The following is a 25,354-nucleotide window of genomic DNA, read 5'->3' as shown; positions in this document are numbered from 1 at the left end:
GAGAAAATATGGCAGTCCCATTACTGGATATGAAACGGCAGTACGAAACCATCAAGGATAGACTCGATGAAGCGGTTTTGAGGGTATTCGACCACGGGCTGTTTATTCTCGGTCCCGAGGTAAGTGAACTGGAACGTAAAGTGGCGGTGTTGTGCAGTGTCAGGCACGGTATCGGGGTGGCTTCGGGAACTGATGCTCTCCTGATCGCCCTGCGGGCGGTCGGAGTTAAAGCCGGGGACGAGGTGATCACCTCGGATTACTCGTTTTTCGCCTCGGCCGGGGTTATCTCCCGTCTGGGAGCCATTCCGGTATTTGTCGATATCGAAGAGGATACTTTCAATATGGATCCGAATCTGCTGGAGAAAGCCATCACCCCGAAAACCAGGGCTATTATACCCGTTCACCTGTTCGGTCAAATAGCCGATATGGATCCGATTATGGAAATCGCGCGGGGGCATAAGATTGATGTTATCGAGGATGCCGCCCAGGCCATCAGTTCCGAGTATAAAGGACGGAGAGCCGGTTCGATCGGCGATTACGGCTGTTTTTCTTTTTATCCCTCCAAAAATCTCGGCGGAGCCGGGGACGGAGGGATGATTGTGACCGGGTCGGATGAAAATGATGATAAATGCCGGATGCTCCGGTTGCACGGCTGGAAAAAGAAATATCGCCCGGAAGTAATCGGATATAATTCCCGTCTCGATACTCTTCAGGCGGCGGTCCTGCTGGTCAAAATCGATTATCTGCAGTTTTATAATGAAAGCCGGATTGCCCATGCCAGAAAGTACAACGCCGCCTTCGCCGGAACAGCCATTAAAACCCCGGTAATAAAGGATTATTCCCATCATATCTTTAATCAGTACACCATAACCGTGGGTAACCGCGATGAACTTCTGAAAGTCCTCCAGGAAAAGAAAATCGGACATGATGTCTATTATCCGGTTCCGTTTCATCTTTTGGATTGTTATCGCGATCTGCATTATAAAGAAGGCGATTTTCCGGTAAGCGAGAAAGCCGCCGGATCGGTCATTTCCATTCCTGTTTTTCCCGAAATGACCGAGGCCGAGCAGGAGGAAGTTATCGAGGTGGTCAAATCGGTTTCGGCCTGAGGTAATCATGCGGGCCTGACGGTCGGGAATATTCCCGGCCGCTTTTAAATTATGAAACGTAAAAAGAAACCAGTCCTTGTTTCGGTAGTCGGCGCCCGCCCGCAGTTTATCAAACTGGCTCCGCTGGCCGGGCTTCTGAATCGTCGTTTCCGGCATCTGGTGGTTCATACCGGCCAGCATTACGACCGGATGATGTCGGATATATTCTTCAAACAGCTGAAAATACCGCGGGCCGATTATAATCTCAGGGTCGGTTCCGGGTTACATGGCCGGATGACCGCCGAAATAATCACCCGATTAGAAAACCTGCTTGTCAGAATTCAGCCGGATATTGTTTTGGTTTACGGGGATACCAACAGCACCCTGGCCGGGGCGCTAACGGCCGCCAAGCTGAATATCCCGGTCGGGCATATCGAGGCCGGGCTTCGTTCTCATCGGATGGACATGCCCGAAGAAATCAATCGCTGTCTGACCGACCGACTGGCGGAATTGCTGTTTTGCCCCACGCCCGAGGCCATTAACAATCTAAAAAAAGAAGGTATCAAAAGGGGAATTGTCCATTCGGGCGACCTGATGTATGAACTGATCGACTTGATGAAAACCGGGATTGATAGAAACCGGGCGCCGATGGAAAAATATTCGCTTGCGGCCGGTGAATTTCTACTGATCACGATTCACCGTGCCGGTAATGTCGACAGCCAGGAAAACCTGAACCGGATAGTCGAAATTCTTCTCGGTCTCAAAGAACGAGTGGTTTTCCCGGTCCACCCGCATTCGATGAAAAACCTGAAGAAGTACAAATTACTCGATCGCTTGTTAAAGGTTCCACATCTGGTACTGATCGAACCGCTCTCATACCTTGATAATTTAACTCTGATAAAAAATGCCCGGGCGGTCCTGACCGATTCGGGCGGGGTACAAAAGGAGGCGGTTTTTCTGGGGACGCCCTGCCTGACTCTCAGGGACGAGACCGAATGGGTGGAAACCCTTGGTCAGGGCAACAGCCTGGTCGGCCTTTCATTGAAAAAAATCCGTCGGAATTTGAAAAACCCATTACGACCGGGGGCAAAAAAGTCGTGCCGCATAAAAAATAAAAAACCGTCCGAAATCATTGCGGCTTCAATTAAAGCATATTTCCGGGATAACTGAATTGGTTAAAACCATCGGAATAAAACAGGCGATTCTGGGTGTTTCGGGAATCGTCATTATCTCCAAACTGCTTGGTTTTTTAAGAGAGATGGTTATTGCCGAGCGTTTCGGAACCTCCCGCGAATACGACATATACCTTATCGCCATTGCCGCGCCGGTGTTTTTGAATATGGTGATCAGCCGGGCCACCAATTTCCTGACGGTTCCGTTTTTAACCCGGCAAGCATCATCCAATACCTCTGATATATCCGGTCGGCGGGCCATCTGGTCAGCCTTCAATTCCATGATATTGGTGGTCTTTCTGATTATTCTTCTGGTGGCGATTCTGGCGCCGTATCTGGTATCGGCCGTGGGACCGGGACTGGATGGCGAAGAACTTGCCCGGGCAGTGTTTTTCTGCCGAATAATATCGGTAATGCTTCTGCTGGGTTTTCTGGAATCTTTTCTTCGTTCCGCCCTCAATGTTAAGAAGAATTTCGTTTATCCGGTGGTCGGGACAATCGTTCTGAATATTACGGTTATAACGATTATCTATATTTTTTCGGGGCGATGGTCGGTAGCGGCCATACTTTATGGCCTGCTGATCGGAATGGTTCTGCAAATTATTTTCCTGATATTGAAAGCCTTCAATTTCGGGCAGTTGAAATATTTCAATTTGAATATCTTCGGAGGCGAGATAAAAAAGGTCCTGGGCGTGGGCGGGATATTGATTCTGGTAGAACTGGTAGCGAGCACCTTTTTTCTGATCGATCGTTACTATGCCTCGGGGATGATCGAAGGAGTAGTCTCGGCTCTCAATTACAGCAGTCTGCTGGTGATGTTGCCGATCAATATTGCCGGTTTCGCCATCGCCTCGGTCATATTTCCGTATTTAAGCGAACGAGCGGACTATAAAAGTAAAAACGATTTTGCTTCGCTGTTGAGAACGTCACTCGGTTTGGCCCTTACGATCGGACTGCCGTGCGGTATTTTTTATGTTCTTTTTGCCGCCGAACTTACGGCCGCGGTCTTTTTCCGAGGGGCCTTCAATGCTTATTCGCTGGAAATAACCTCCCGTATTCTGGCCACCATGTCTCCCTACCTGGTGTTCATGTTCTTATACACCATCCTGATTCAGGCCTGCTACGCGGTTAATCAACAGAAGAAAGTTCTGCTTATTTCCATCCTGGCCTTTGTTCTCAAATTCGTTCTGACGGGCCTATTCAAGACCTGGTTCGATTATCCCGGGATCGGGGCCGCCACCTCGGTTGTCTCCGGGACAACGATTTGTTTACTTCTTCTGGTTCTGGTTCGCGGCGGGAATTTGACCGGATTGGCGAGTATGTCTTCTTTGATAGCGCGAATTTTGCTGGCTTCGCTACCGATGGTTCTGATCGCTCTGTTTTATAATAGCCTGCCCGGTTTTTACGGCGGTATGAGCCTGGTATCCAAATTTCGGGTGATCGGGGCCGGAGCGCTGTCGTTTTTATTTTATATCGGAATCGGATATTTGGTCAAAATCGATGAAATCCGCTCGGCCCTGACAAGTTTGAAGAGACGGAGATAATTTTCGGATGGAGATATCAGTGAACACCGGCCATGGTCGACTCGGATTATTCCTGGTCTCAATCATTATTATTTTTCTGGTGTTGGGCACCGTCCTGATTGTGACCGATAAGATGATCGCCGGGCTGGTCTGTATGGTTATTCCGGCCATCGTCCTGACGGTTTCCCATCCCCGTCTGGCTCCGTATTTTTATGTTTTTTGCGTTTTTATTACCCGACCGCTGAATGCCTCGCCGCCCATCCTGTTTATAGACCTGGTTGCCATTCTCCTGATCGGGGCTTTGGTGCTGGATCATCTGGTTAATTGCCGGACGGTAATCGGACTTCCAGCCATTTATAAGTACTATCTGGGACTACTGCTGATAATGATTATGTCGGCGGTTTTTGCCTATGATTTCACGCGCTCGATTAATCCCATATTACGTGTTTCGATCCAGCTAATTATGATTATTGTTATTTATAATATAATACCCGCGATAAAGATTAAAAGGATACTGGAATTTTACTTCTGGGTGGCGGTGGTGCATGCGATATACAACAGCCTGTTTTTTTTCCTGTCTGCGGGAACCATGCGGGTTTTCGGATCAGCCGGAGTTTATTTCGATGATCTGGCCATGCTGGCGGTGCCGATCGGTCTGGCCTGGTTTATCTGGCAGGAATCGGGAAGGAAATCGCTGGTGTACGGTTTCGGAACGGTTGGTCTTATTTTCGGACTTCTGGCCACCCAGTCCCGGGGGCCGATGCTGACCATTGGATGGGTGGGGGCGGTGATCGTGGTATGGTCGATTTTCCGTGCCCGGCGGATAAGGGCCGCCTTTGTATCCCGGCGATTGAAAAGCCTTTTGACGGCCGGACTGATGATGCTGTTGATATTGCCGGTCTTTTCTGATATTTTCTCGCAGGTTGGAGGACGGTATGCCGAACTTGGCGATCCCTCACGCGGGACTATCTGGCTGCGGTTGTCACTGTGGCGAACCAGCCTGATCACTTTTATCAACAATCCTCTGACCGGAATCGGTCCCGGAAATTACCGTATAGCCGAGGAGCTGTACCCCTTCTTGAAATTCGATCCGGCCCGGCTTTATGTGGGCGGTCTTTCGGCCCATAATCTATTCCTGCACTACCTGGCCGAAACCGGTATTTTCGGGGCTTTATGCCTGACAACCCTGTTTTATAAGCATTTCCGGACCGCGCTCGGCTTGCTTTCGAAATTCAATGATCGGAAAACCCAGCCGATTGTCATGGCCCTGTTCGGGGTGGGGCTGATAATATTTTTCACCATATTTTATCTTGATGGCTGGATGTGGGGCCAGAATTCGTACGTTGCCGCATTCTTTATTGCCGTTACCGCCGGAACGGCCCGTGAGATAAATTCCAATCAGGAATAATTGATGAGATGAGGACATCCCCAAAGATAGTCATACTTGGATATGCCGATTCGGTTCATCTGAAACGCTGGGCAAACGGCCTGAAACAGCGGGGCTTTGATATTACTGTTATTTCCCTTGGCGGTCATGAAATAAAGGGGATAAGAACGATTATTTTTCGCCCCAGGTGGAGTCGTAATCTGAGTTATTTTTTATATCTTGGAAGGGTACGCCAAATAATCCGGCAAATCCGGCCGGATTTGATTCATGCCCATTATGCCGCCGGATTCGGTTTCTGGGGAGCCGCCAGCGGGAAAAGGCCGTTTTTGCTTTCGGTCTGGGGGAGCGATATAACATCGTTTCCCTCCAATTTTTTCACCCGGCGGCTGACTGGTTATGTTTTAAAATCCGCCGATTATATCACCGCTACCGGTGTTTTTTTACATGACAAAACATTGGAATTTTGCCCTGACGTGAAAAGCAAGATGGCCATAATTCCTTTCGGGGTGGAACTGAAACCGATTATCAACCATGATCGCACCGATAAAAAAATCAAACTGATTTATATTAAATCCCACGAGAAAATATACGGCCCCGACCTCCTGCTTAAATCCTTGCCGGCCGTCTTGCAAACCGGTATGGATATAAACCTGACAATTGCCGGGAGCGGGCATCTGACAGCGAAATTGAAAAAACTCACCGCTGATCTGAACCTCGCCAATCGGGTTGACTTTGTCGGCTTTGTCGATAATAATGAATTGCATCGGTTATTAAGCGAGCATGATATTATGGTCATGCCGTCTCTATCCGAATCATTTGGCGTGGCCGCTCTCGAGGCTGGAGCGGCCGGGAAACCGACCGTGGCAACCGCCATTGGCGGTATTCCGGAGGTTGTAATCGACGGGGAAACCGGGATACTGGTTCCGACCAATGATATTGAGCGATTGGGCCGGGCGATTATCAAACTGGCCTCGGATGCCGATTTACGGAATAAAATGGGAATGGCCGGAAGAGCCTTTGTGGAGAAAAATTATGACTGGGAAAGAAGTCTTGATCTTATGACGGACCTTTATGAGAAAATGATCGCCGGGAGGATGGATCGATGAAAGTCCCGTACTTCCGGTTAAAATTCTCATCTTCGGAGAGAAAAGAGGTTCTCGATGCCCTTAAAACCGGGTGGGTCACCACCGGGCCGAAAACGGCGCGATTTGAAAAGGAAATCATAAGATTAACCGGTGCCCGTTATGCCGCCGCGGTTTCCTCGGCCACCGCCGGATTGCATCTGGTTATGGAAAGCCTGCGGCCGAAGGCTGGTGAACAGGTTATCACCACGCCGTTTACCATGGCCGCCACCATCGAAGCAATATTGTATTCCGGGGCTAATCCGATTCTTGTCGATATCGATCCAGTCACTCTCAATATCGATCCGGCCGCAGTCGAGAAAAAAATAAATAAGAAAACCAGGGCGATTGCGGCGGTCGATATTGCCGGTTATCCCTGTCGTTATGATTTCCTCGGATCATTGGCCAAAACTCATAAGTTATTCCTGCTGGATGATGCCGCTCATGCGCTCTGGGCTGAGTTTCATGGCCGCCCGATCGGGTCGTTAGCCGATGCTACCGTTTTTTCGTTTTATTCCACCAAAAATATAACCACCGGCGAGGGCGGGATGGTGGTGTCAAATTCGAACCGATTGATTGAGAAAGTTCGGCATCTGTCGTTGCACGGGATGACATCATCGGGGTACAAACGCTACCGGGGCGGTTCCTGGAAATATGATATAATCACTCTGGGATATAAGTACAACCTGCCGGACCTGGCCGCCGCTCTCGGTCTGGGCCAGCTGGTTAATTTCGAAAAAAATCAGGCCAGACGGACCCGTCTGGCGGAAAGATACCGGGCCAATCTTAAAAATTCGGCCGAATTTATTGAGTTGCCTCCTGAGGGGCATAATATCCGGCAGGCCTGGCACCTGTTTATAATCAAGCTGAATCTGAAACGGTGGAAAATAAACCGCGACAAATTAATTATGGAACTGGAAAAACGAGGAGTGGGATGCGGAGTTCATTTTATTCCGGTTTATCGGTTTTCATATTTCAAAAAAGCACTGCCTTTCCGGGCCAAAGATTTTCCGGAATGTGATAAGGTTTTCAAGCGGGTTATTTCATTGCCGCTCTACCCCGATTTATCGTTAAAGGAAGTCGATTATGTCTGCGAAGTACTGACCGATCTGGCGGCCAAATTCGCACGCTGACAATCATTGCCCGTTTTCCTCTTGTATTCCCGTCATGTTTTTTTTAAATTGAGACGGAGGTAGGTTATGCCTGCTAATTTGCCACCCCAGTATTACGAACTGGAACGGGAATTCAAATCCGAGAAAGAACCCCGGGAAAAACTTCGTCTGGCCCAGGAGCTTCTGGCGATGATGCCCAAGCATAAGGGGACCGACAAGCTCCAGGCGGAGATGAAGGCCAAAATCTCCCAGTTGAAGAAAACGATTGAAGGGGGCGGGCAGAAAAAACACGGGACCCGACAGGCCGAATCCCCCGACCATATTGAAAGAGAAGGAGCCGCCCAGGTCATCCTGATCGGCCCGCCCAATTCCGGTAAATCGACCATTGTCGATTCCCTGACCGGCGCCAAACCGCCGATCGGCGATTATCCTTATACCACCAGGGAGCCGCTGGCCGGAATGATGATTTTCGAGGCGGTGCAGTACCAGTTGATCGATACTCCGCCGATCGCTGCCGATTACTATGAGAATTTCATGTCCGGCCTGATTCGAAATGCCGATCTGGTGGTGCTGGTGGTTGATGTTTCCATGCCCGATTTCGAAAAAGGGATCGAGGCACTTCTGGCCCGGCTTGATGAGAAAAGGATTATATTAAAGGCGCAGGTAGATGGTCCGGCCGATGATCCCCGATATGCCTATAAAAAAACCATTATTGCGGCTCATAAATTTCTCGATGAGAACGGAGATGCCGGACTGGAACGCCTGCGCCGGCTGTATCCCGATTTCCGGATAGTCCCGACCTCGGTTCTCGACGATACGGCCATGCTGAGTTTCCAACGGGCGATTTTCGAATCGCTGGGCATAATACGGGTGTTCACCAAGAAGGTTGGCCGGGAGCCGGATTTCCGCGACCCGATTATTTTACCGAATGGCGGAACGGTTGATGATGCCGCGATTTCGCTTCATAAGGATTTTGCCCGAAAATTACAGTATGCCAAGGTCTGGGGGGCGGGCAAGCATGAAGGACAGAGAGTCAAGAATAATTTCATTTTAAGTGACGGCGACATTATTGAATTTCATATTTGAAAGGCTAATTGGCTGTTTTCAGGGGACTTGCGGGAACAGAAATTAATTTGATTTGTTTGGGAATAAGAACTTGACGCCTTATTGCGGATTTGTTATAATATAAGACTTTAGCTAGATGGGCCCATAGCTCAGTCGGTTAGAGCAGCTGACTCATAATCAGCGGGTCCCAGGTTCGAGTCCTGGTGGGCCCATACTGATGTTTGAAAAAATGGAGAATTTTAGCGGGCAATTAGCTCAGCTGGTTAGAGCGTTCGGTTCACATCCGAGAGGTCACTGGTTCGAATCCAGTATTGCCCATATAAAAGTATAGTTGGGGATGGCCGATAAAATTATTATGCGATTGCCGGGTAAAATAAACTGGGTAATCAAAACAGGCCCTGTAATAAAAGAAAAATTAAGACGCAGTCTTAGGTTTAAGCCAGAGACTGCGTTTTTTTGTTATTATGGCTGTTGATCAATCTAAGGAGCGAAGGATGCTAAATGACATTGAGATGCTCTTGAAACTCCAGGTTATCGATTATGACCTGGGAGAACTCGAGCGATCCAAAGAATATATACCTGACATGATGGAAAACCTGCGGCGAGAAATAAAGGAGACCGAGGAGCTTTTTCAGAGAACGAATAAAGAACTCAGCGAATCGAAAATCATCCAGAAAAATCTTGAACTGGAAGTGGCCGCCAAACAGGAAGAGCTTAAAAAGCTGCAGGGGCAGATGATGTCGATTAAGACTAATAAAGAATATGATGCCCTGATTTCGCAGATTGATAATGTCAAAGAAGCCATCAATGAACGTGAAACAAAAATACTGGAATTGATAGAGAAGGTCGACAAACTCGAAGGCAATATTGAGGATTTCAAGAAAAAGTCCGATGAGACGCGCGAACAGAATGAAAAACAGCTGGGAATCCTTCAGGAAAAAATGGACTCGGTGGGATCGAAAATAAGCAACATGGTGGTCCAGAGGGATCATATCGTTGAGAAAGTCCCCAAGAAAACAATGTCAATTTACAATCGGGTTCACAAGGTCAGGGGCGGCGAGGTCGTCGTTATAGTCAAGAAGCGGGCCTGCGGTTCATGTTACAAGGCCCTGCCGCCGCATATGATTCAGGAAATCAAAAGGGGCGATCAGATTATAACCTGCGACAATTGCGGTCGCATGCTGGTCTGGCAGGATGGTGAGAGCGAATAATATGGCTGGATTTTTACCCCGTGATGGATTGACTTTTGACGATGTTCTGCTGGTGCCGTCGCGGTCCGATGTACTCCCGCGGGATGTCGAAATTAAAACCAGGATTACTTCCAGAATCGCCCTGAATATTCCCATAATTTCGGCGGCCATGGATACCGTCACGGAATATCGCATGGGGATTGCCCTGGCCCGTCAGGGAGGACTCGGGATTATTCATAAAAACCTGTCACCGGAACGGCAGGCATCCGAAGTGGACAAGGTCAAGCGGTCCGAATCGGGCATGATTGTCGATCCGGTAACCATGTCTCCTGATCGGCCGATCGGTGAAGCTCTCCAAGTTATGAAGCATTACTCTATTTCGGGGATTCCTATCACCGAGAATGGCCGGCTGGTCGGGATTCTGACCAATCGGGATCTTCGTTTCCATAAAGACACCGCGACCCTTATCCGCGATGTCATGACCTGCAAAAACCTGATTACGGCTCCGGAGGGAACCGATCTCGATACCGCGCAGGAGCTTTTACATAAAAACCGTATTGAAAAATTGCTTATTGTCGATAGCGAGAATCATCTCAAGGGTTTGATCACCGTCAAAGATATCATGAAGAAGATTCAATATCCCGAAGCCTGCAAAGATCGATACGGCCGTCTCAGGATCGGAGCGGCAGTGGGAGTGGCCGGTGATCTGGAAAAAAGAGCGGACCTGTTGATCCGGGCCGGGGTGGATATCCTGGCGGTTGATTCTTCGCATGGTCATTCAGTCGGTGTTTTGAAAACCGTGGAATTCTTGAAAAAGAAATTTCCCGATAAGCCGGTCATGGCCGGCAATATAGCGACTCGTGATGGGGCGAAAGCCCTGATTGAGGCCGGTGCCGACACGATTAAGGTCGGTATCGGACCGGGATCCATTTGTACTACCCGGGTCGTTACCGGATGCGGGGTCCCGCAGATTACAGCCATTATAGAAGCTGTGGAGGCGGCTCGCGAAAAGAATATCCCGGTTATTGCCGATGGGGGGATCAAATATTCCGGCGATATTACCAAAGCCCTGGCGGCCGGAGCGGCCGCGGTTATGCTCGGCTCGATTCTGGCCGGGACCGAGGAATCGCCCGGCGAGACAGTCCTTTATGAAGGAAGGACATATAAAACCTACCGGGGAATGGGATCGGTCGAGGCCATGAAGGCCGGAAGCAGTGACCGCTATTTCCAGGAGCATCAGGAAGAAGTCTCCAAATTCGTCCCCGAAGGTATCGAGGGCCGGGTTCCCTATAAGGGGGAATTATCCAGCACCATATATCAGCTGATCGGAGGTCTTCGGTCCGGCATGGGAATTTGCGGAGCCCATGATATTGCGGAGCTTCAGGAAAAAGCCCGATTTATCAAGGTTACCCATGCCGGTGTTATTGAATCTCATCCGCATTCGGTGACAATTTCAAAAGAAGCGCCGAATTACAGGCGGATGACTTAAAACTGAAAAATGTTAACGTATGTGATATAAACGAAGTTCGGAAAGAGGGAAAAACGGTCGCGCTTTATGATTACGTAGAGTGAGGAAAGTCCGAGCTCCATAGAGCCGGGGTGCCCGGTAACACCGGGGCGGAGTGATCCGACGGAAAGTGCCACAGAAAACATACAGCCCAACCGGCCGCCGTCAGGCGGCCGGAGGCAATGGTGAAAACGAGGTGTAAGAGACCCCGCCTGTCACGGGTAATCGTGGCAGGGGTAAACCCCACCCGGAGCAAGGCCAAATAGGAAAAGAGGGGCTGGCTCGCCCCGTTTGATTTTCGGGTAGGCCGCATGAACCGGCAGGTAACTGCCCGGTCCAGATAAATGGCCGGACCGCCACCGGCGGAACAGAACTCGGCTTATTTTTCTCTTTCCGGCTTCTTGTTAAAGGAAGCCGACATGAATTGGGCAACCAGATCAGTCCCCTTGAAGTGGGTTGTGGCTCCTGATCCCGATCCTGAATTACTGCAGGAGATTGCCTCCCAGCTGGGCTTGGAAAAAGTCGTCGTAAAAATTCTCTTCAACCGCCAGATCGACTCCATCGAGGCTATCGAGAGATTTCTCAAGCCGACCATGGATGATCTTCAGGACCCGTTCCTGATGCTCAATATGGATAAAGCGGTCGAGAGAATTTTAAGCGCCCTTCGGGAAAATGAAAAAATCATGGTTTACGGGGACTATGATGTCGATGGCATTACCGCCGCATCGCTTCTTTACCTGGTCTTAAACAAGCTGGGAGCACAGGTGTCCTATTACCTGCCCAATCGCCTGATCGAGGGTTACGGTCTCTCGGTGGATGGTATCAAGGAGGCCTCGTCGCAGGGAGTGTCACTGATAGTCTCGGTCGATACCGGGGTGACGGCGGTCGATGAGGTTGAGTATGCCCGGTCGCTGGGAATCGAGTGCATCCTGACCGATCACCACGAACAGGGAGAAATTCTGCCCAAAGCGGTGGCCCTGGTCAATCCCAAACAAAAGGATTGCAGTTATTCCGGCGGGGATCTTTCCGGGGTCGGAGTTGCTTTCAAACTGGCCCAGGCGCTTTATCGCCGTTTGCAACAGGACGAAACCGAACTGGAAGAACATCTTGATTTAGTGGCTTTGGGGACCTCGGCCGATATTGTCCCGCTGGTCGGGGAAAACCGGGTCCTGACCAAATTCGGAATTCGGCAGATTGCCCGCACCACCAAACCCGGCTTGAAATCGCTGGCTTTTGTTTCCGGATTGATGGGCAAAGAGATCGGAACTGGCCAGGTGGTCTTCATCCTGGCGCCGCGAATCAACGCCGTCGGCCGGCTGGGCGATGCCCAGATGGCCATCAAGCTTTTAACCACCAAGGATGAAAGATCAGCCTCAGAAATCGCCCGGATGCTCGATAAGGAAAACCAGCGCCGTAAAAATATCGACGAAAAAACCCTTAACGAAGCCCTGGAACAGATTCGCGAGGTGGTCGATCTCGAAAACGATCGGGCCATTATCCTGGCTTCGGAGGGCTGGCACCAGGGGGTGATCGGGATTGTTGCCAGCCGGCTGGTGGAAAAATACCATCTTCCCACTGTCATGATCGCCATTGATAACGGCGAGGGAAAAGGTTCAGCCAGGTCTATTCCCGGATTTCATCTGTGCGATGCTCTTCGGAAATGCGAGGATCTGCTGTTGCGTTACGGCGGGCATAAATACGCCGCCGGATTGACAATCAAGCCGGAAAATATCGATGCTTTCCGGGAACGTCTCAAGGAAGTCTCGAAAACGATGCTGACAGATGAGGATTTGATTGCCAAGCTGTATATCGATGCCGAGATCGAATTAACCCAGATTAACGACCGGTTGCTTAATGTTATCGAGACCTTCGCTCCTTTCGGACCGCAGAATATGCGGCCGGTTTTTCTTACCCGGAACTGCGAGATTGTCGGACAGCCGTATTGTGTCGGCCGCAACCACCTGAAAATGAAGGTGCGTAAGGGTGAGGCGGTTTTTGATGTGATCGGTTTCGGGTTCGGCGAATGGGCCAACAAGCTCTCCGGACGCGGGTCATTGGTCGATCTGGTATATGTTGTCGAGTATAATTCCTGGGACGGTCATACCAGAATACAACTGCGCCTGAAAGATATTCGGCTGGCCGCCGGGGATGCCGATTATTACGGTTAGTAACCATGACGGTTATCGAGAAATTTCTCCAGGGTGACCAGGCCGCGCTGGCCCGGATTATTTCGTTTATCGAGGATGCCGAACCCGGTTACCAGAATGTTCTGGCGCGCCTGTATCCCGGATCGGGGAAGGCTATTAAAATAGGCTTTACCGGGCCGCCCGGGGCCGGGAAATCATCGCTGGTCAATAATATCTCCAAGTCATTGGCGCGGAACGGAAGCAGAATAGCCGTTATTGCGGTCGATCCCAGTTCGCCCTTTACCGGCGGAGCCCTGCTGGGGGATAGGATTCGCCTGACCGATATGCCGACCGATGGCTCGATTTTTATCCGCTCTATGGCCACGCGCGGCTCCCAGGGGGGGCTGGCGGCGGCGACCGGCAATGTTGCCACCGTCCTCGATGCTTTCGGATTTGATTATATCCTGATCGAGACGGTCGGGGTGGGGCAAATCGAACTGGATATTGTTGATGCCTGCGATACGGTCGTGGTGGTGCTGGTGCCCGAATCGGGCGATGCCATTCAAACCCTTAAAGCCGGATTGATGGAGATTGCCGATATTTTTGCGGTCAACAAGGCCGATCGTCCCGGAGCGGAAAACCTGGTAATGGAACTCAATTCCACGCTCGATATCAAGCGCCATACGGCAGATTGGGAACATCCGGTGGTGGCGACCGAAGCAATCAATAACAAAAATACCGATGGGCTTATTGAACAGATCAACCGGCATCTGGAATGGGCCGGCCGGTCGGGATGGATCGAGCGGCATCGCAAGCGCCAGATCGAAAAGAAAATATTCAATATTCTGCAGTTTCATGTCAATCGTATGATAAGGGAGAAACTTTCCGAGGTGGCCAATATCGGCGAGGCGGTGACCAGAATCTATGAACGCCAAAGCGATCCATACACCGAAAGTCGTCGATTACTCAAACTTTCGGCTGAAAACCTGACAAACTCGTTGCCTTGATATACTAATTTTACATATATTAAATCTATAGATCTGGGGGGCGTTAACGAATTAATTTTATTTTGAAGTGATGGGAATATCTTCATGATTCCTGTCTGTGATAAATGCGCGTTGCCGACAACAGGATATTTACATGGCAGGTGATGGTGATGACGTATAAACTGGCAGTGCAGGACAAAGGCCACTATTATCATTTCGTTGTGACCGGTGAAAACACCATTGAAAATGTCAGTAGTTACCTTGGCGAGATTCATAAAATATGTATCAGGGATGGCTGTTCGCGAGTCTTGATAGAAGAAAACTTCGAGGGGCCCGGGTTGGGAACAATGCCTATCTATGATATTATCACTGATATCGGGTTGCAGGCGCGCATGACTGTCAGGAAAATCGCGTTTATCAACGCCAATCCCGATCATGATATCAGGGAGATGAAATTCGCCGAAACGGTGGCAGTCAATCGCGGCGTAAATATCAAGGTTTTTTCAAATGTGGCCGAGGCCGAAGAATGGATTTTGTCCGGAATCGGCGATACTCAACAGGCCAAAGACTGATATTTATTACAGCGTTTATTCCTTCTGAGAAATGATCGAAATTCCGGCCTGAAGGGAATTTTATCGGGCCGTCTTTTTATTATTAACTCCTCCGGGCCAGAGCGGTGTCCTCATTATCCGGAAAATATTTCCAATCCGACGATTTCCTATCCCGAAACCGTATATGTCGTAAAGAATAAGAGGACGGTCCAAGGGGCTTGATTTTTGGTCCCAAAGTTATTAACTTGTAAAACTATTTAAAATCGGAGAAGATCGTGTTTGATAAAGAATTCCTGAAGGATTTGGAGAATAAGAAAAAGGACTGGGACAAGGAAGCGGATAAATTTCGCGCCAAAAAATCCCGCCCCAAATTCATTACTATTTCCGGCGACGAGGTCAAAGACCTTTACACCCCAACTGATGTGGATAGCTCGAAGTTTTATGAAAAAGTCGGTTTTCCCGGCCGGTTTCCTTACACCCGCGGGGTCCATCACACCATGTATCGAAGCCGCCTGTGGACCATGCGGCAGTTTTCCGGGATGGGGACACCGAAACAGACCAACGAACGGTACCATTACCTGCTGAAAAACGGTCAGACCGGGCTTTCAGTGGCTTTCGACTTACCGACCCTGATGGGTTATGACAGCGATCATGCCCGCTCGCTGGGGGAGGTGGGTAAATGCGGGGTGGCGGTCGATTCGCTGGCCGATATGGAAATCATTTTCGACGGGATCAACCTGGGTGAGGTATCGACCTCGATGACCATCAACGCTCCGGCCTCGGTTTTGCTGGCGATGTATCTGGCCGTCGCCGAGAAACAGGGTGTCCCGTTCGAGAAACTCCGCGGAACCCTGCAGAACGACATATTGAAAGAATATATCGCTCAGAAGGAATGGATTTACCCGCCGGAACCGTCGATCCGTCTGATCACCGACTTGATGGCCTTCTGCACCGACCATGTCCCGCAGTGGAACACGATCTCGATTTCCGGCTATCATATTCGCGAAGCGGGATCGACCGCCGCCCAGGAGCTGGCGTTTACCCTGGCCGATGGATTCACTTATATCGAGGCGGCCATTAAAGATGGGCAGGATGTCGATGCTTTTGCGCCGCGGCTGTCGTTTTTCTTCAATGCCCACCAGGACTTCTTCGAGGAAATCGCCAAGTACCGGGCGGCGCGGAGGATTTTCGCCCGCCGGATGAAGGATAAGTACAAAGCCAAACAGGAACGTTCATGGCTGTTGCGGTTTCACACCCAGACGGCCGGATGTTCGCTGACCGCCCAGCAGCCGGAGAATAATATCGTCCGCACCGCGCTCGAGGCTCTTTCGGGGGTACTCGGCGGAACCCAGTCACTTCATACCAATTCGATGGATGAAACCCTGGCGTTGCCGTCCGAGAAGGCGGTCCTGATCGCCCTTCGGACCCAGCAGGTTATCGCTCATGAGACCGGGGTGGCCAATACCATCGACCCGCTGGCGGGATCATATTTTATCGAGGCCATGACCGACAAAATCGAAGCCGAGGCGGAGAAATATCTGGATGAGATCGAACGGCGCGGCGGAGTGGTTAAATGTATCGAGGAGGGGTATCTCCAGCGCGAGATCGCCAAAGCGTCGTACCGTTACCAGAAAGAAATCGAGAAAAAAGAGCGGATCATTGTCGGGATCAACGAGTATGTGATGGATAAGGAGAAAATCGAGATCCCGATTTTGAAAATCGATGCTTCGGTGGAGCAGGAGCAGACCACCTTCATCAAAAAAATCCGGGCCGAGCGGGATAACGATAAAGTGAACCGGACGCTCGAGGATTTGAAGAAATGCGCCGCCGGGGACGGCAACACGCTCAAGGCGATACTGGACTGCGTGCGGGTGTATGCCACCGAGGGGGAGATTTGCGACGCTTTGCGTCCGATTTTCGGCGAGTACATCGAACCCCCGATAATTTGATATTTAGTAAAATAAGTTAACCTGATATATTTAAGACAAAATTAAATGGCAGAGAAAATACGAGTGCTGTTGGCTAAACCGGGACTTGATGGACACGACCGCGGAATCAAAGTCATTGCGGCCGCGTTCCGCGACGCCGGGTTCGAAGTGATCTATTCGGGCCTGCGCCAGACACCGGATATGATTGTCAATGCCGCTATCCAGGAAGATGTCGATGCCATCGGCGTATCGATTCTCTCCGGGGCGCACATGACCCTCTTTCCGGCGATCAAGAAACTCCTGGTTGAGAAAAAAGCCGACAATATCATCCTGTTCGGCGGCGGGATTATTCCCGACGAGGATATCCCGGAGCTGGAAAAACAGGGAATAGACAGAATCTTTACTCCCGGAGCGACTACCGATGAGGCGATCGAATATCTTCGCCGGGCGGTATCCTCGCGGAAAAAAGATGAACAGATAATGTAGCCGAACCGCGCGCTACGCTTTCGAGAGGATCAAATTCAATTCCAATATCTCAGGAGGAGAAATGAGGCATAATGTAGATGAGAGACAGCAGGCTGTTCGCGACCGCGTGAAAGAGTTTGCCGAAAAAGAGATTCTTCCGGTTTGCCGGGAACTCGACCGCAAGCAGGAAGCTTTCCCCAAAGATTACTATATGAAACTGGCCAAGGCCGGATTGATCGGATTCGCCATGCCGAAGCAGTACGGCGGCGGTGGATATTCCAATGTCGAATATATCACCCTGATCGAAGAACTGGCGTACTACGATGCCCCGACCGCTCTTCTGGCGGCCGTCCCGGAACTGGCCACCTACCCGATTTTCACCTTCGGGACCGAAGAGCAGAAAAAGAAGTACGTCCCCAAGTGCGCCTCGGGCGAGCTCATCCCGGCTTTCGTTCTGACCGAGCGCAACGCCGGATCGGATGCCGCCAACCAGGAGACGGTGGCCCTGATCGAGGGTGATCATTTTGTCATCAACGGCGAAAAGATTTTTATTATGCACGGTGATGCGGCCACGCTGGCGGTGCTGTTCTGCCGGATCGGCGAGGCGGGTGAAGGACGCCCGAGAGTTTCCTCGATCCTGGTCGAAACCAACACCCCGGGCTGGAAAGCCTTCACTCTCAAGCACAAAATGGGAATGCGGGCGGCCACCACCGGCCGGATCGAATTGAAGGATGTCAAGGTTCCGGTGAGTCAGCAATTGGGCGAGACCGGCAAAGGCTTCAAGATCGCCATGAACACCCTCGACGGAGCGCGGATCGGGGTCGCGGCGCAGGGAGTCGGTTTGGCCCAGCGGGCGCTCGATGAATCGATCGATTATGCCAAGAAACGGATAGCCTTCGGCGCCCCGATTGCCAAATTGCAGGCGATTCAGTGGATGATTGCCGATATGGCGACTCAGCTTGAAGCGGCCCGACTGATGACCTATAAGTCAGTGCAGAAACAGGATGCCGGCGAAAGGTTCTCGCTCGAAGCCTCGCAGGCCAAACTGTTTGCGACCGAAGTGGCCCGGTTCTGTGTCGATCGGGCGATGCAGATTCACTCCGGCTATGGTTATATCGGCGAGTTCTCGGTGATCGAGAAATTGTACCGCGATCAGCGCGTCACCGAAATCTACGAAGGAACCTCGGAGGTCCAGCGCCTGGTTATTGCCGGCAATTATCTGCGTTAATAATGAAATTCGGTGATTTTGAATTAATACCCTTCGTCGAGCGGCGTTTCAAGCTCGACGGAGGGACCATGTTCGGAGTCATCCCCAAAAAAATCTGGGGACGGCTGGTGCCGGTTGATGACAATAACCTGGTACCGATGGAAACCAACCTGTTTGTTCTTAAGACCGGCCGAACCAATCTTCTGCTCGATACCGGATTCGGTGACTGCCTGACCGATTCGGAAAAGAAAATCTATGGCATTACCGGAGAAACCGAAATGGAAAACGGCCTGAAAACGTCCGGAATATCCGATGATGAAATCGATATCGTGTTCCTCAGCCATCTCCATACCGACCATGCCGGGGGAGCGGTCATAAAAAGCGATCACGGTATGAAACCGAGGTTTCCCAAAGCCCGCCATATCGTGCAGAAAAGAGAATGGAACGATGCCATGCATCCCAACGAACGAACAACGGCGGTATATATCCCGGAGAGACTCAGGATACTCGAGGAATCGGGACAACTGGAATTGATTGACGGCGAGAAGGAGATATTTCCGGGAGTAAAGGCAATCCCGACCGGGGGACATACCCCCGGGCACCAGGCCATCGAGATGTCTTCCGGCGGCAAAACGGTGGTGTATTACGCCGACATCGTTCCCTCGTCACTTCATATGCGGATACCTTATGTGGCCGCGGTCGATCTTGATCCGACCCGTACTATGGAAGTCAAGCGGAAACTGGTTGAATATCTACTTGAGGGGGATAAGGCGATTGTGTTCGATCATGATACAATCATGAAAATCGGGCAATTGCGGCAAACCGACGGTAAAATTATTGTGGATAAAATCGAATAGAGGAAACAATTAAATCATAAAAACCGAGCACCGGATGGCCTGTTTATGGATTTAAAAGAAAAACTTCAGAAACTGGAAGAGATGCGCCGGTTGGCGAAACTCGGGGGTGGAGAAAGCAAGATTGAAGCCCAGCATGAGAAAGGCAAGTTGACCGCCCGGGAACGGCTGGAACTTCTTCTGGACAAGAATTCTTTTGAGGAATTCGATATGTTTGTTACCCATCGCTCGTTCGATTTCGGTTTGGCCGATAAGAAAATCCTGGGCGATGGGGTGGTGACCGGATGCGGGACGATTGACGGCCGCAAGGTTTTTGTGTTTTCACAGGATTTTACCGTTTTCGGAGGATCATTATCCGGGGCTCATGCGGAGAAAATCTGCAAGATCATGGATATGGCTTTGAAAGTGGGAGCACCGGTGATCGGGCTCAATGATTCCGGTGGGGCGCGTATCCAGGAGGGAGTTGTCTCCCTTGGCGGTTACGCCGATATCTTTCTGCGCAACACCCTGGCCTCGGGTGTGATTCCGCAGATCTCGGTCATTCTCGGTCCCTGCGCGGGCGGGGCGGTTTACAGCCCGGCCATTACCGATTTTATCCTGATGGTCAAAAAAACCTCATACATGTTTGTTACCGGCCCCAATGTGGTCAAGACCGTAACCCATGAACAGGTGACTTCCGAGGAACTGGGCGGAGCCATGGCCCATGCCTCGAAATCCGGGGTGGCCCATTTCGCCTGCGAGAATGAGGCCGATGCTATTGCCTGTCTGAGGAAACTGATCGGGTTTATCCCGCAGAATAATCTGGAAAACCCGCCATTCGTCGAAAATTCCGATTCGCTCGACCGCATGGATGCGGCTTTAAATAACATCGTTCCGACCGATCCCAATAAATCATACAATATCAAGGATGTCATCTGGCGGGTGGTGGATAACGGTGAATTTTTGGAGGTGCATGCCGATTTCGCCGCCAATATTGTGGTCGGCTTCGCTCATCTGGGCGGCCGCTCGATCGGGATTATCGCCAACCAGCCGGAAGTGCTGGCGGGATGCCTGGATATCAATTCCTCGACCAAGGCGGCCCGGTTTATCCGTTTCTGTGATGCTTTCAATATTCCCATCCTGACATTCGAGGATGTTCCCGGTTTTCTGCCCGGGACCGATCAGGAGCACGGCGGAATTATAAAAAACGGGGCCAAACTCCTCTATGCCTATTGCGAGGCAACCGTCCCGAAAGTTACCGTAATCACCCGTAAGGCGTACGGCGGGGCCTACGATGTTATGAATTCCAAGCATATCCGGGGTGATATGAATTATGCCTGGCCGACGGCCGAGATCGCGGTTATGGGCCCCAAGGGCGCGGTCGAGATCATCTTCAAAAAAGATATTGCCGGAGCGAAGGACCCTGAAAAAGAAATCGATAAGAAAACCGAGGAATACCGGGACAAATTCGCCAATCCCTTTATTGCCGCCGGGCGGGGGTATTTGGATGATATTATCGAACCGAAAACCACCCGGCCGCGTTTGATCCGGGCCTTTGAGATGCTGGAGACGAAACAGGACAGTGTCCCGGCCAAGAAACACGGGAACATCCCGTTGTAGAAAAATGTGTACATGTCAATGAAACAGAGAATCAAGAAAATCCTGGTTGCCAACCGGGGCGAAATCGCCATTCGGATAATGCGGGCTTGCCATGATGCCGGAATAAAATCGGTGGCCGTTTTTTCCGATTGTGACCGGACGGCGTACCATGTCCGGCTGGCCGACGAGGCCTTCCATATCGGGCCGTCGCCCTCGCGGGAGAGCTATCTCAAGCAGGATAATATCATCAAGGCGGTTCGGAAATCGGGGGCCGATGCGGTGCATCCGGGCTACGGTTTTCTGGCCGAGAACGCCGAATTCGCGAAACGGTGCGAGAAAGAAGATATTATTTTTATTGGGCCGAAATCAGAGACAATCGCCCTTCTGGGCGATAAACTCGAAGCCCGGCGCTTGGCTCTGAGAGCCGGTTTGCCGGTGACCCCGGGAACCGATTTCGATCTTAAAGAGGCCGATAAGGTAATCGCCCGGGCCGGTGAAATAGGCTACCCGGTGCTGGTCAAGGCGGCCGCCGGGGGGGGCGGAAAAGGGATGAGGATTGTCCGGAAGGAAAGCCAATTGGCCGAATCGATCCAGTCGGCAATCCGGGAGGCCGGTTCGGCTTTCGGTGACGGGCGGGTTTACCTGGAGAAATACCTTCTTCGGCCGCGGCATATCGAAATCCAGATTCTGACCGACAGTCACGGCAATGCCGTTTATCTCGGAGAACGGGAATGTTCCATCCAGCGGCGGCATCAGAAGGTAATCGAGGAAACACCCTCGCCGGTGGTCTCGAAGGAATTACGGGAGCGGATGGGCAAAGCGGCGGTGAGTATCGCCCGCGAATCGGGTTACCTCGGGGCCGGAACCGTCGAATTCCTGGTTGATGAGGAATTGAATTTCTATTTTCTCGAAGTCAACACTAGGTTGCAGGTGGAACATCCGGTAACCGAGATGGTGACCGGGGTGGACCTGGTCCGGGAGCAAATCCGGATCGCCGAGGATTTACCGATGTCAATCAGGCAGGAGGATATTGTCCCGCGCGGTCATGCTATCGAGTGTCGGATATATGCCGAGGACCCGCATAACGATTTCATGCCCTCAACCGGGACCATCGCAGAATACCGCGAACCGGCCGGTCCGGGTATCCGGGTCGATTCCGGGGTAGTCAGCGGATCGCAGATTCCGGTGTACTATGATCCTATTATTTCAAAACTGGTGATCTGGGGCAAAGACCGTCAGGAAGCCATCGAGCGAACCCGGCGGGCGCTGGGTGAGTACCGGATTTCGGGGGTTCATTCAACCATCGGCTTCGGCTGTTCGGTGATGCGTTCGCCGCGTTTTATCATGGGCGATTATGCCACCGATTTTATCGATGTCGAATTTCCGCATCGGAAATTCGAGTGTCCGGAGGCTGACCAGGCGGAAAAAGCGGCGATCGCGGCCATTATTTATGATTTCCTGAACCGTAATAAAATCAATACCGGGTTCGGGACCAGTGCCGAACCATGCAGCGAATGGGTCCGGCATCACAGACGGGATGCCATTCGCCGGCTGAAAAACGATTAAAATTATGAATATAACCAGAGAACGATATATCGTCACGGTGGACGACAACGAATTCGAACTGGAAATGTCACTGGACAGCGGTAATTTTATCGTCGAGTATAACGGCGACCGCTATGTGGTGGCGGTCGATCGCCTGACGGACAAGAAATTCCTTTTCAATATCAATGACAGCTCCAGCGAGGTGGATATTATCCGCGATATGGATTTACTGCATGTGTTTCTTGAGGGTAAGGAGATGGATGTCCGGGTCGAACCATATTACCTGGCGGAGTTGCGTAAACGAGCCGGGGTGACGTCGAGCGGCCCGGAAGATAAAACCATAAAAGCCCCTATGCCGGGACTGGTCCTGAAAGCCGAGGTTCAACCCGGCGATAAAGTTGAAAAAGGAACCACCCTGATTATAATCGAGGCCATGAAAATGGAAAATATGATCAAAGCCCCATCGGATGGGACGGTCAGGGAAATTTTCGTTAAGACCGGGCAGGCAGTGGATAAAAATGATAAACTTGTCGAAATGGAATAATTGTATAACAAATTATGAATGATTTATTTAAAAGTGCCTGATTGGTAGAGATTTGAGGATATGATTATGAAGTATTACCTGTTTTCAGGGTTAATAATCGGTTTACTGATTCTTATCGGCTGTAACGATCATAAGGAAACCCAAAAACCCCCCCCAACAGAAGAGGTGTCCGATGATGTGGCCCAGATAACGGCGGCCATGAAAGAGATGATTGATCGGTTGAAAGAGGGGGATAAGACAGTCCTCTATGAATCGGAATTCACCTACTACAAAGACGAGGTGCCGCTTTCGGAGTATATGGAACTGCAACGGGTCAAGTTTTATCCCTATGATTCCCTGTCTCATATCGAGGTGGATAGCGTGGAGCTTATGGGTGATTCGGCCGCTGTGAAAGTCAGTCTGTATTACACCACTGCCGAAGCGAAGGAGAATTCGAAAAGTTTTAGAACCAAATTCTATCGCAGCCAGGGACGCTGGGTTAAACCGTATATGTCACGCTGGCCCGATGAATTCGAGTACCTGCAACGTATTAAGGCTTATGAAGAGGCTGTCAAAACGGAAAAAGCCGGGAAAGAAGGTCAATAGCCATGTCAGATATATCACATATCGGGATTGCCGTCGATAATCTCGATAAGGCGACCGAAGCGTACTCCAGCATTCTGGGCTATCCCCCCGTGCTGGTTGAAGAAGTCTCCGATCAAAAGGTCAAGGTGGCCATGTTCGCCTCGCACAATGATCCTCATTCGGGACATATCGAATTACTTTCCGGAACCGAACCGGGCAGTCCGGTCAGCAAGTTCATTGAGAAGCGGGGTCCGGGATTGCATCACCTGGCCATTCTGGTCGATGATATTGAAGTCAAACTGGCGGAATTGAAACGACAGGGATATCGGCTGATCGATGAAAAGCCGAGAATCGGCGCCGGCGGAAAGAAAATCGCCTTTGTGCATCCGGCTTCGACCGGCGGAGTCCTGATGGAACTTCAGGAACGCTGACGGGCTTTTAAGATTTATTGATAACCGCTCTGGTCTCCCCGCATCGGGAGCAGGAGCGGTTTTCTTTATGGTTGATTTTACCGCATTCGGTGCATCGCCAGAAGTTCCCGGAGTCCCGGCCAAGAGGATTTCGCGACCGTTGAATACGACGGCTCCGGGCATAGAAAAAGGCCGAGAGCCCCAGGAGTAATAACAATAACAGATAAGCAGACAGATTTTTTGAGGGGTAAAGATCATCTGCAAGCGGAATAGTTATCTCGAAAGATTGCAGGAGATGATTGATTACAGCCGTCTGAGAGGAGTCTAAATCCCCGGGCGCTTCGGCTAACAGCAGATATAGTACCTGTCCGCCTACGGCAGGCTGGACGACAATTCCCCGTAGATGCATAATCCTCGCGTTTTCCGGGATGCTGTCCCGAACAGTGAATTCGATTTGAAAATCCGCCCGAGGGCCGATAACAGTATATTCAGGTTCGAGGGCAAGTCCCGAGTCGATCCCCAGCTCAAAATATAATCCCGATATGGCTTTGCCCAGGTCGGCATCGGATTCCAATCGATTGGTATCCTCGATAACATGTCGGAAAATACCAATCGTTACTGTCGGTTCCCGGACCGAATAAATCCGTATCCGATTATCAATTGAATCATCAACCGCCCAGTCCTGGGGTATGGCAACCGTGCAGTCCATCCGGTCCGAGTGATATTTTCCCCCGGCCGGAGCCGCCGCAAACAGACCGACAAAGAATATGGCTGCGAATAAAAATCTGCCCATATTTTATTTATCGGGATATTTATATTTCAATCAAGCGACCCGGTAAAGGCGGGGTCCTCATGGCTTTTTCGGGGTTTTGCGGGCTCGATGAAATTCCTTGACGGTGATGGCGTTGAAATCAGCGACCAGCGAACTCATGATTCCTCTTATAGCCGCCTGGAGAAACTCCTTTTTGGTGAAGAGCGGCGAATAGACAAAAGAATGTCCTTCCTTTTGACGGGACAGGAGGCCTTTTTCGACCAGGCGAGCCATAACCGTCATTACAGTTGTATAGGCGTATTTATGATTCTTGTTGATAAAATACAAAACCCGCTTGACTGTCATGGGGTCGTTGGCCCAGATGATTTCCATCAATTCCGCCTCGAGCTTGCCCAGAAATTTCTCCAGGCCGGGACGGTCAGGATGGACAATAAGATTGATATTACCGGGCTCGGTCATTTGATGTCGATGGTCTTGCGGCTGAAGATTAATTTTGCCCCCAGGCCAATTAAGATGATCGGCCAGAAATAATCCCAGAAGCCGCCCGGGATATAACCTAATTTGGCCAGCAGAAGCAGGATACCTGAGATTACCAGAATAGAACCGATAAACATAGTGCCTCCCTAAAAAGATTTAATAATACGGAATATTCATGTGAT

The 25,354-nt window shown here is 50.7% G+C and carries 24 protein-coding genes, 2 tRNA genes and 1 other RNA gene; 24 read left to right on the top strand and 3 right to left on the bottom strand.

Annotated features, from left to right (window positions below; translation table 11 throughout):
* The first annotated feature begins 8 nt into the window (after positions 1-8).
* From JXQ28_11910 to mce, 24 genes are all read left to right on the top strand, one after another.
* Positions 9-1,109 carry a DegT/DnrJ/EryC1/StrS family aminotransferase gene (locus JXQ28_11910; GenBank protein ID MBN2278436.1) on the top strand — a complete coding sequence of 367 codons (1,101 nt, stop codon included), beginning with the start codon at positions 9-11 and terminating at the stop codon, positions 1,107-1,109.
* A 51-nt stretch (positions 1,110-1,160) separates the two neighbouring features.
* The gene (wecB, locus tag JXQ28_11905) at positions 1,161-2,258 is read left to right on the top strand and encodes a UDP-N-acetylglucosamine 2-epimerase (non-hydrolyzing) (GenBank protein MBN2278435.1); all 1,098 of its coding nucleotides are present in this window, start codon (positions 1,161-1,163) and stop codon (positions 2,256-2,258) included.
* 1 nt (position 2,259) lies between these two features.
* Entirely contained in the window at positions 2,260-3,804 is a 1,545-nt protein-coding gene (locus JXQ28_11900) for a polysaccharide biosynthesis C-terminal domain-containing protein (GenBank protein ID MBN2278434.1), read from the top strand.
* Between the two features lie 7 nt (positions 3,805-3,811).
* Entirely contained in the window at positions 3,812-5,191 is a 1,380-nt protein-coding gene (locus JXQ28_11895; protein ID MBN2278433.1) for an O-antigen ligase family protein, read from the top strand.
* An 8-nt stretch (positions 5,192-5,199) separates the two neighbouring features.
* Positions 5,200-6,276 carry a glycosyltransferase family 4 protein gene (locus tag JXQ28_11890; GenBank protein ID MBN2278432.1) on the top strand — a complete coding sequence of 359 codons (1,077 nt, stop codon included), beginning with the start codon at positions 5,200-5,202 and terminating at the stop codon, positions 6,274-6,276.
* Complete coding sequence (locus JXQ28_11885) at positions 6,273-7,424, top strand: DegT/DnrJ/EryC1/StrS aminotransferase family protein (GenBank protein ID MBN2278431.1); 1,152 nt, start codon at positions 6,273-6,275, stop codon at positions 7,422-7,424. The genes JXQ28_11890 and JXQ28_11885 overlap by 4 nt, the downstream gene beginning before the upstream one ends.
* 66 nt (positions 7,425-7,490) lie before the next feature.
* Entirely contained in the window at positions 7,491-8,489 is a 999-nt protein-coding gene (locus tag JXQ28_11880) for a 50S ribosome-binding GTPase (GenBank protein MBN2278430.1), read from the top strand.
* A gap of 117 nt (positions 8,490-8,606) precedes the next feature.
* A tRNA-Ile gene (locus JXQ28_11875) sits at positions 8,607-8,680 on the top strand.
* A 32-nt stretch (positions 8,681-8,712) separates the two neighbouring features.
* A tRNA-Val gene (locus JXQ28_11870) sits at positions 8,713-8,786 on the top strand.
* A 176-nt stretch (positions 8,787-8,962) separates the two neighbouring features.
* Positions 8,963-9,679, top strand: coding sequence for a hypothetical protein (locus JXQ28_11865; GenBank protein ID MBN2278429.1), 717 nt, complete (start codon positions 8,963-8,965; stop codon positions 9,677-9,679).
* Position 9,680: 1 nt separating this feature from the next.
* Positions 9,681-11,147, top strand: a complete 1,467-nt coding sequence (gene guaB / locus JXQ28_11860) for an IMP dehydrogenase (GenBank protein ID MBN2278428.1) — start codon at positions 9,681-9,683, stop codon at positions 11,145-11,147.
* A gap of 41 nt (positions 11,148-11,188) precedes the next feature.
* Positions 11,189-11,562, top strand: an RNA gene (rnpB, locus tag JXQ28_11855) — RNase P RNA component class A.
* A 22-nt stretch (positions 11,563-11,584) separates the two neighbouring features.
* Positions 11,585-13,333, top strand: a complete 1,749-nt coding sequence (gene recJ, locus JXQ28_11850; GenBank protein MBN2278427.1) for a single-stranded-DNA-specific exonuclease RecJ — start codon at positions 11,585-11,587, stop codon at positions 13,331-13,333.
* 5 nt (positions 13,334-13,338) lie between these two features.
* Positions 13,339-14,298, top strand: a complete 960-nt coding sequence (meaB, locus tag JXQ28_11845; GenBank protein MBN2278426.1) for a methylmalonyl Co-A mutase-associated GTPase MeaB — start codon at positions 13,339-13,341, stop codon at positions 14,296-14,298.
* 149 nt (positions 14,299-14,447) lie between these two features.
* Complete coding sequence (locus tag JXQ28_11840; GenBank protein MBN2278425.1) at positions 14,448-14,849, top strand: hypothetical protein; 402 nt, start codon at positions 14,448-14,450, stop codon at positions 14,847-14,849.
* A 254-nt stretch (positions 14,850-15,103) separates the two neighbouring features.
* The gene (locus tag JXQ28_11835) at positions 15,104-16,777 is read left to right on the top strand and encodes a methylmalonyl-CoA mutase family protein (GenBank protein MBN2278424.1); all 1,674 of its coding nucleotides are present in this window, start codon (positions 15,104-15,106) and stop codon (positions 16,775-16,777) included.
* A 45-nt stretch (positions 16,778-16,822) separates the two neighbouring features.
* Positions 16,823-17,242 carry a cobalamin B12-binding domain-containing protein gene (locus JXQ28_11830; GenBank protein MBN2278423.1) on the top strand — a complete coding sequence of 140 codons (420 nt, stop codon included), beginning with the start codon at positions 16,823-16,825 and terminating at the stop codon, positions 17,240-17,242.
* 61 nt (positions 17,243-17,303) lie between these two features.
* Positions 17,304-18,449, top strand: a complete 1,146-nt coding sequence (locus tag JXQ28_11825; protein ID MBN2278422.1) for an acyl-CoA dehydrogenase family protein — start codon at positions 17,304-17,306, stop codon at positions 18,447-18,449.
* Between the two features lie 2 nt (positions 18,450-18,451).
* Positions 18,452-19,285: an MBL fold metallo-hydrolase gene (locus tag JXQ28_11820; protein MBN2278421.1), complete on the top strand. Its 834-nt coding sequence runs from the start codon at positions 18,452-18,454 to the stop codon at positions 19,283-19,285.
* 45 nt (positions 19,286-19,330) lie between these two features.
* A complete protein-coding gene (locus JXQ28_11815; protein ID MBN2278420.1) occupies positions 19,331-20,881 on the top strand; it encodes a methylmalonyl-CoA carboxyltransferase in 1,551 nt (516 codons plus the stop codon).
* An 18-nt stretch (positions 20,882-20,899) separates the two neighbouring features.
* Positions 20,900-22,426, top strand: a complete 1,527-nt coding sequence (gene accC, locus JXQ28_11810; protein ID MBN2278419.1) for an acetyl-CoA carboxylase biotin carboxylase subunit — start codon at positions 20,900-20,902, stop codon at positions 22,424-22,426.
* A 64-nt stretch (positions 22,427-22,490) separates the two neighbouring features.
* The gene (locus JXQ28_11805; GenBank protein ID MBN2278418.1) at positions 22,491-22,949 is read left to right on the top strand and encodes a hypothetical protein; all 459 of its coding nucleotides are present in this window, start codon (positions 22,491-22,493) and stop codon (positions 22,947-22,949) included.
* Between the two features lie 66 nt (positions 22,950-23,015).
* A complete protein-coding gene (locus JXQ28_11800; GenBank protein MBN2278417.1) occupies positions 23,016-23,534 on the top strand; it encodes a hypothetical protein in 519 nt (172 codons plus the stop codon).
* 2 nt (positions 23,535-23,536) lie between these two features.
* Positions 23,537-23,944 carry a methylmalonyl-CoA epimerase gene (gene mce / locus JXQ28_11795; protein ID MBN2278416.1) on the top strand — a complete coding sequence of 136 codons (408 nt, stop codon included), beginning with the start codon at positions 23,537-23,539 and terminating at the stop codon, positions 23,942-23,944.
* Between the two features lie 7 nt (positions 23,945-23,951).
* Here mce and JXQ28_11790 read toward each other — a convergent pair whose 3' ends face one another.
* The 3 genes from JXQ28_11790 to JXQ28_11780 are packed head-to-tail and all read right to left on the bottom strand — an operon-like array spanning position 23,952 to position 25,309.
* Positions 23,952-24,716 (bottom strand): zinc finger Ran-binding domain-containing family 2 protein, encoded by a 765-nt coding sequence (locus tag JXQ28_11790; GenBank protein MBN2278415.1) that lies wholly within the window; start codon positions 24,714-24,716, stop codon positions 23,952-23,954.
* 57 nt (positions 24,717-24,773) lie between these two features.
* On the bottom strand, positions 24,774-25,154 hold the full coding sequence (locus JXQ28_11785) for a BlaI/MecI/CopY family transcriptional regulator (GenBank protein ID MBN2278414.1): 381 nt from the start codon (positions 25,152-25,154) through the stop codon (positions 24,774-24,776).
* Positions 25,151-25,309 carry a hypothetical protein gene (locus tag JXQ28_11780; protein MBN2278413.1) on the bottom strand — a complete coding sequence of 53 codons (159 nt, stop codon included), beginning with the start codon at positions 25,307-25,309 and terminating at the stop codon, positions 25,151-25,153. Before JXQ28_11780 ends, JXQ28_11785 begins: the two co-directional genes overlap by 4 nt.
* Positions 25,310-25,354 lie beyond the last annotated feature (45 nt).

It is taken from the genome of Candidatus Zixiibacteriota bacterium (genome assembly GCA_016933955.1).
Lineage (GTDB): Bacteria > Zixibacteria > MSB-5A5 > GN15 > PGXB01 > JAFGTT01.
Note: the sequence above shows the minus strand (reverse complement) of the source record. Positions and strands in the feature narration are given on the sequence as shown.

Bases quoted from the DNA above. Each gene is read 5' to 3' on its own strand.
- JXQ28_11910 (MBN2278436.1), top strand. From the start codon at position 9: ATGGCAGTCCCATTACTGGATATGAAACGGCAGTACGAAACCATCAAG.
- wecB (MBN2278435.1), top strand. From the start codon at position 1,161: ATGAAACGTAAAAAGAAACCAGTCCTTGTTTCGGTAGTCGGCGCCCGC.
- JXQ28_11895 (MBN2278433.1), top strand. From the start codon at position 3,812: ATGGAGATATCAGTGAACACCGGCCATGGTCGACTCGGATTATTCCTG.
- JXQ28_11890 (MBN2278432.1), top strand. From the start codon at position 5,200: ATGAGGACATCCCCAAAGATAGTCATACTTGGATATGCCGATTCGGTT.
- JXQ28_11885 (MBN2278431.1), top strand. From the start codon at position 6,273: ATGAAAGTCCCGTACTTCCGGTTAAAATTCTCATCTTCGGAGAGAAAA.
- JXQ28_11880 (MBN2278430.1), top strand. From the start codon at position 7,491: ATGCCTGCTAATTTGCCACCCCAGTATTACGAACTGGAACGGGAATTC.
- JXQ28_11865 (MBN2278429.1), top strand. From the start codon at position 8,963: ATGCTAAATGACATTGAGATGCTCTTGAAACTCCAGGTTATCGATTAT.
- guaB (MBN2278428.1), top strand. From the start codon at position 9,681: ATGGCTGGATTTTTACCCCGTGATGGATTGACTTTTGACGATGTTCTG.
- recJ (MBN2278427.1), top strand. From the start codon at position 11,585: ATGAATTGGGCAACCAGATCAGTCCCCTTGAAGTGGGTTGTGGCTCCT.
- meaB (MBN2278426.1), top strand. From the start codon at position 13,339: ATGACGGTTATCGAGAAATTTCTCCAGGGTGACCAGGCCGCGCTGGCC.
- JXQ28_11840 (MBN2278425.1), top strand. From the start codon at position 14,448: ATGACGTATAAACTGGCAGTGCAGGACAAAGGCCACTATTATCATTTC.
- JXQ28_11830 (MBN2278423.1), top strand. From the start codon at position 16,823: ATGGCAGAGAAAATACGAGTGCTGTTGGCTAAACCGGGACTTGATGGA.
- JXQ28_11825 (MBN2278422.1), top strand. From the start codon at position 17,304: ATGAGGCATAATGTAGATGAGAGACAGCAGGCTGTTCGCGACCGCGTG.
- JXQ28_11820 (MBN2278421.1), top strand. From the start codon at position 18,452: ATGAAATTCGGTGATTTTGAATTAATACCCTTCGTCGAGCGGCGTTTC.
- JXQ28_11815 (MBN2278420.1), top strand. From the start codon at position 19,331: ATGGATTTAAAAGAAAAACTTCAGAAACTGGAAGAGATGCGCCGGTTG.
- accC (MBN2278419.1), top strand. From the start codon at position 20,900: ATGAAACAGAGAATCAAGAAAATCCTGGTTGCCAACCGGGGCGAAATC.
- JXQ28_11805 (MBN2278418.1), top strand. From the start codon at position 22,491: ATGTCACTGGACAGCGGTAATTTTATCGTCGAGTATAACGGCGACCGC.
- JXQ28_11800 (MBN2278417.1), top strand. From the start codon at position 23,016: ATGAAGTATTACCTGTTTTCAGGGTTAATAATCGGTTTACTGATTCTT.
- mce (MBN2278416.1), top strand. From the start codon at position 23,537: ATGTCAGATATATCACATATCGGGATTGCCGTCGATAATCTCGATAAG.
- JXQ28_11790 (MBN2278415.1), bottom strand. From the start codon at position 24,716: ATGGGCAGATTTTTATTCGCAGCCATATTCTTTGTCGGTCTGTTTGCG.
- JXQ28_11785 (MBN2278414.1), bottom strand. From the start codon at position 25,154: ATGACCGAGCCCGGTAATATCAATCTTATTGTCCATCCTGACCGTCCC.
- JXQ28_11780 (MBN2278413.1), bottom strand. From the start codon at position 25,309: ATGTTTATCGGTTCTATTCTGGTAATCTCAGGTATCCTGCTTCTGCTG.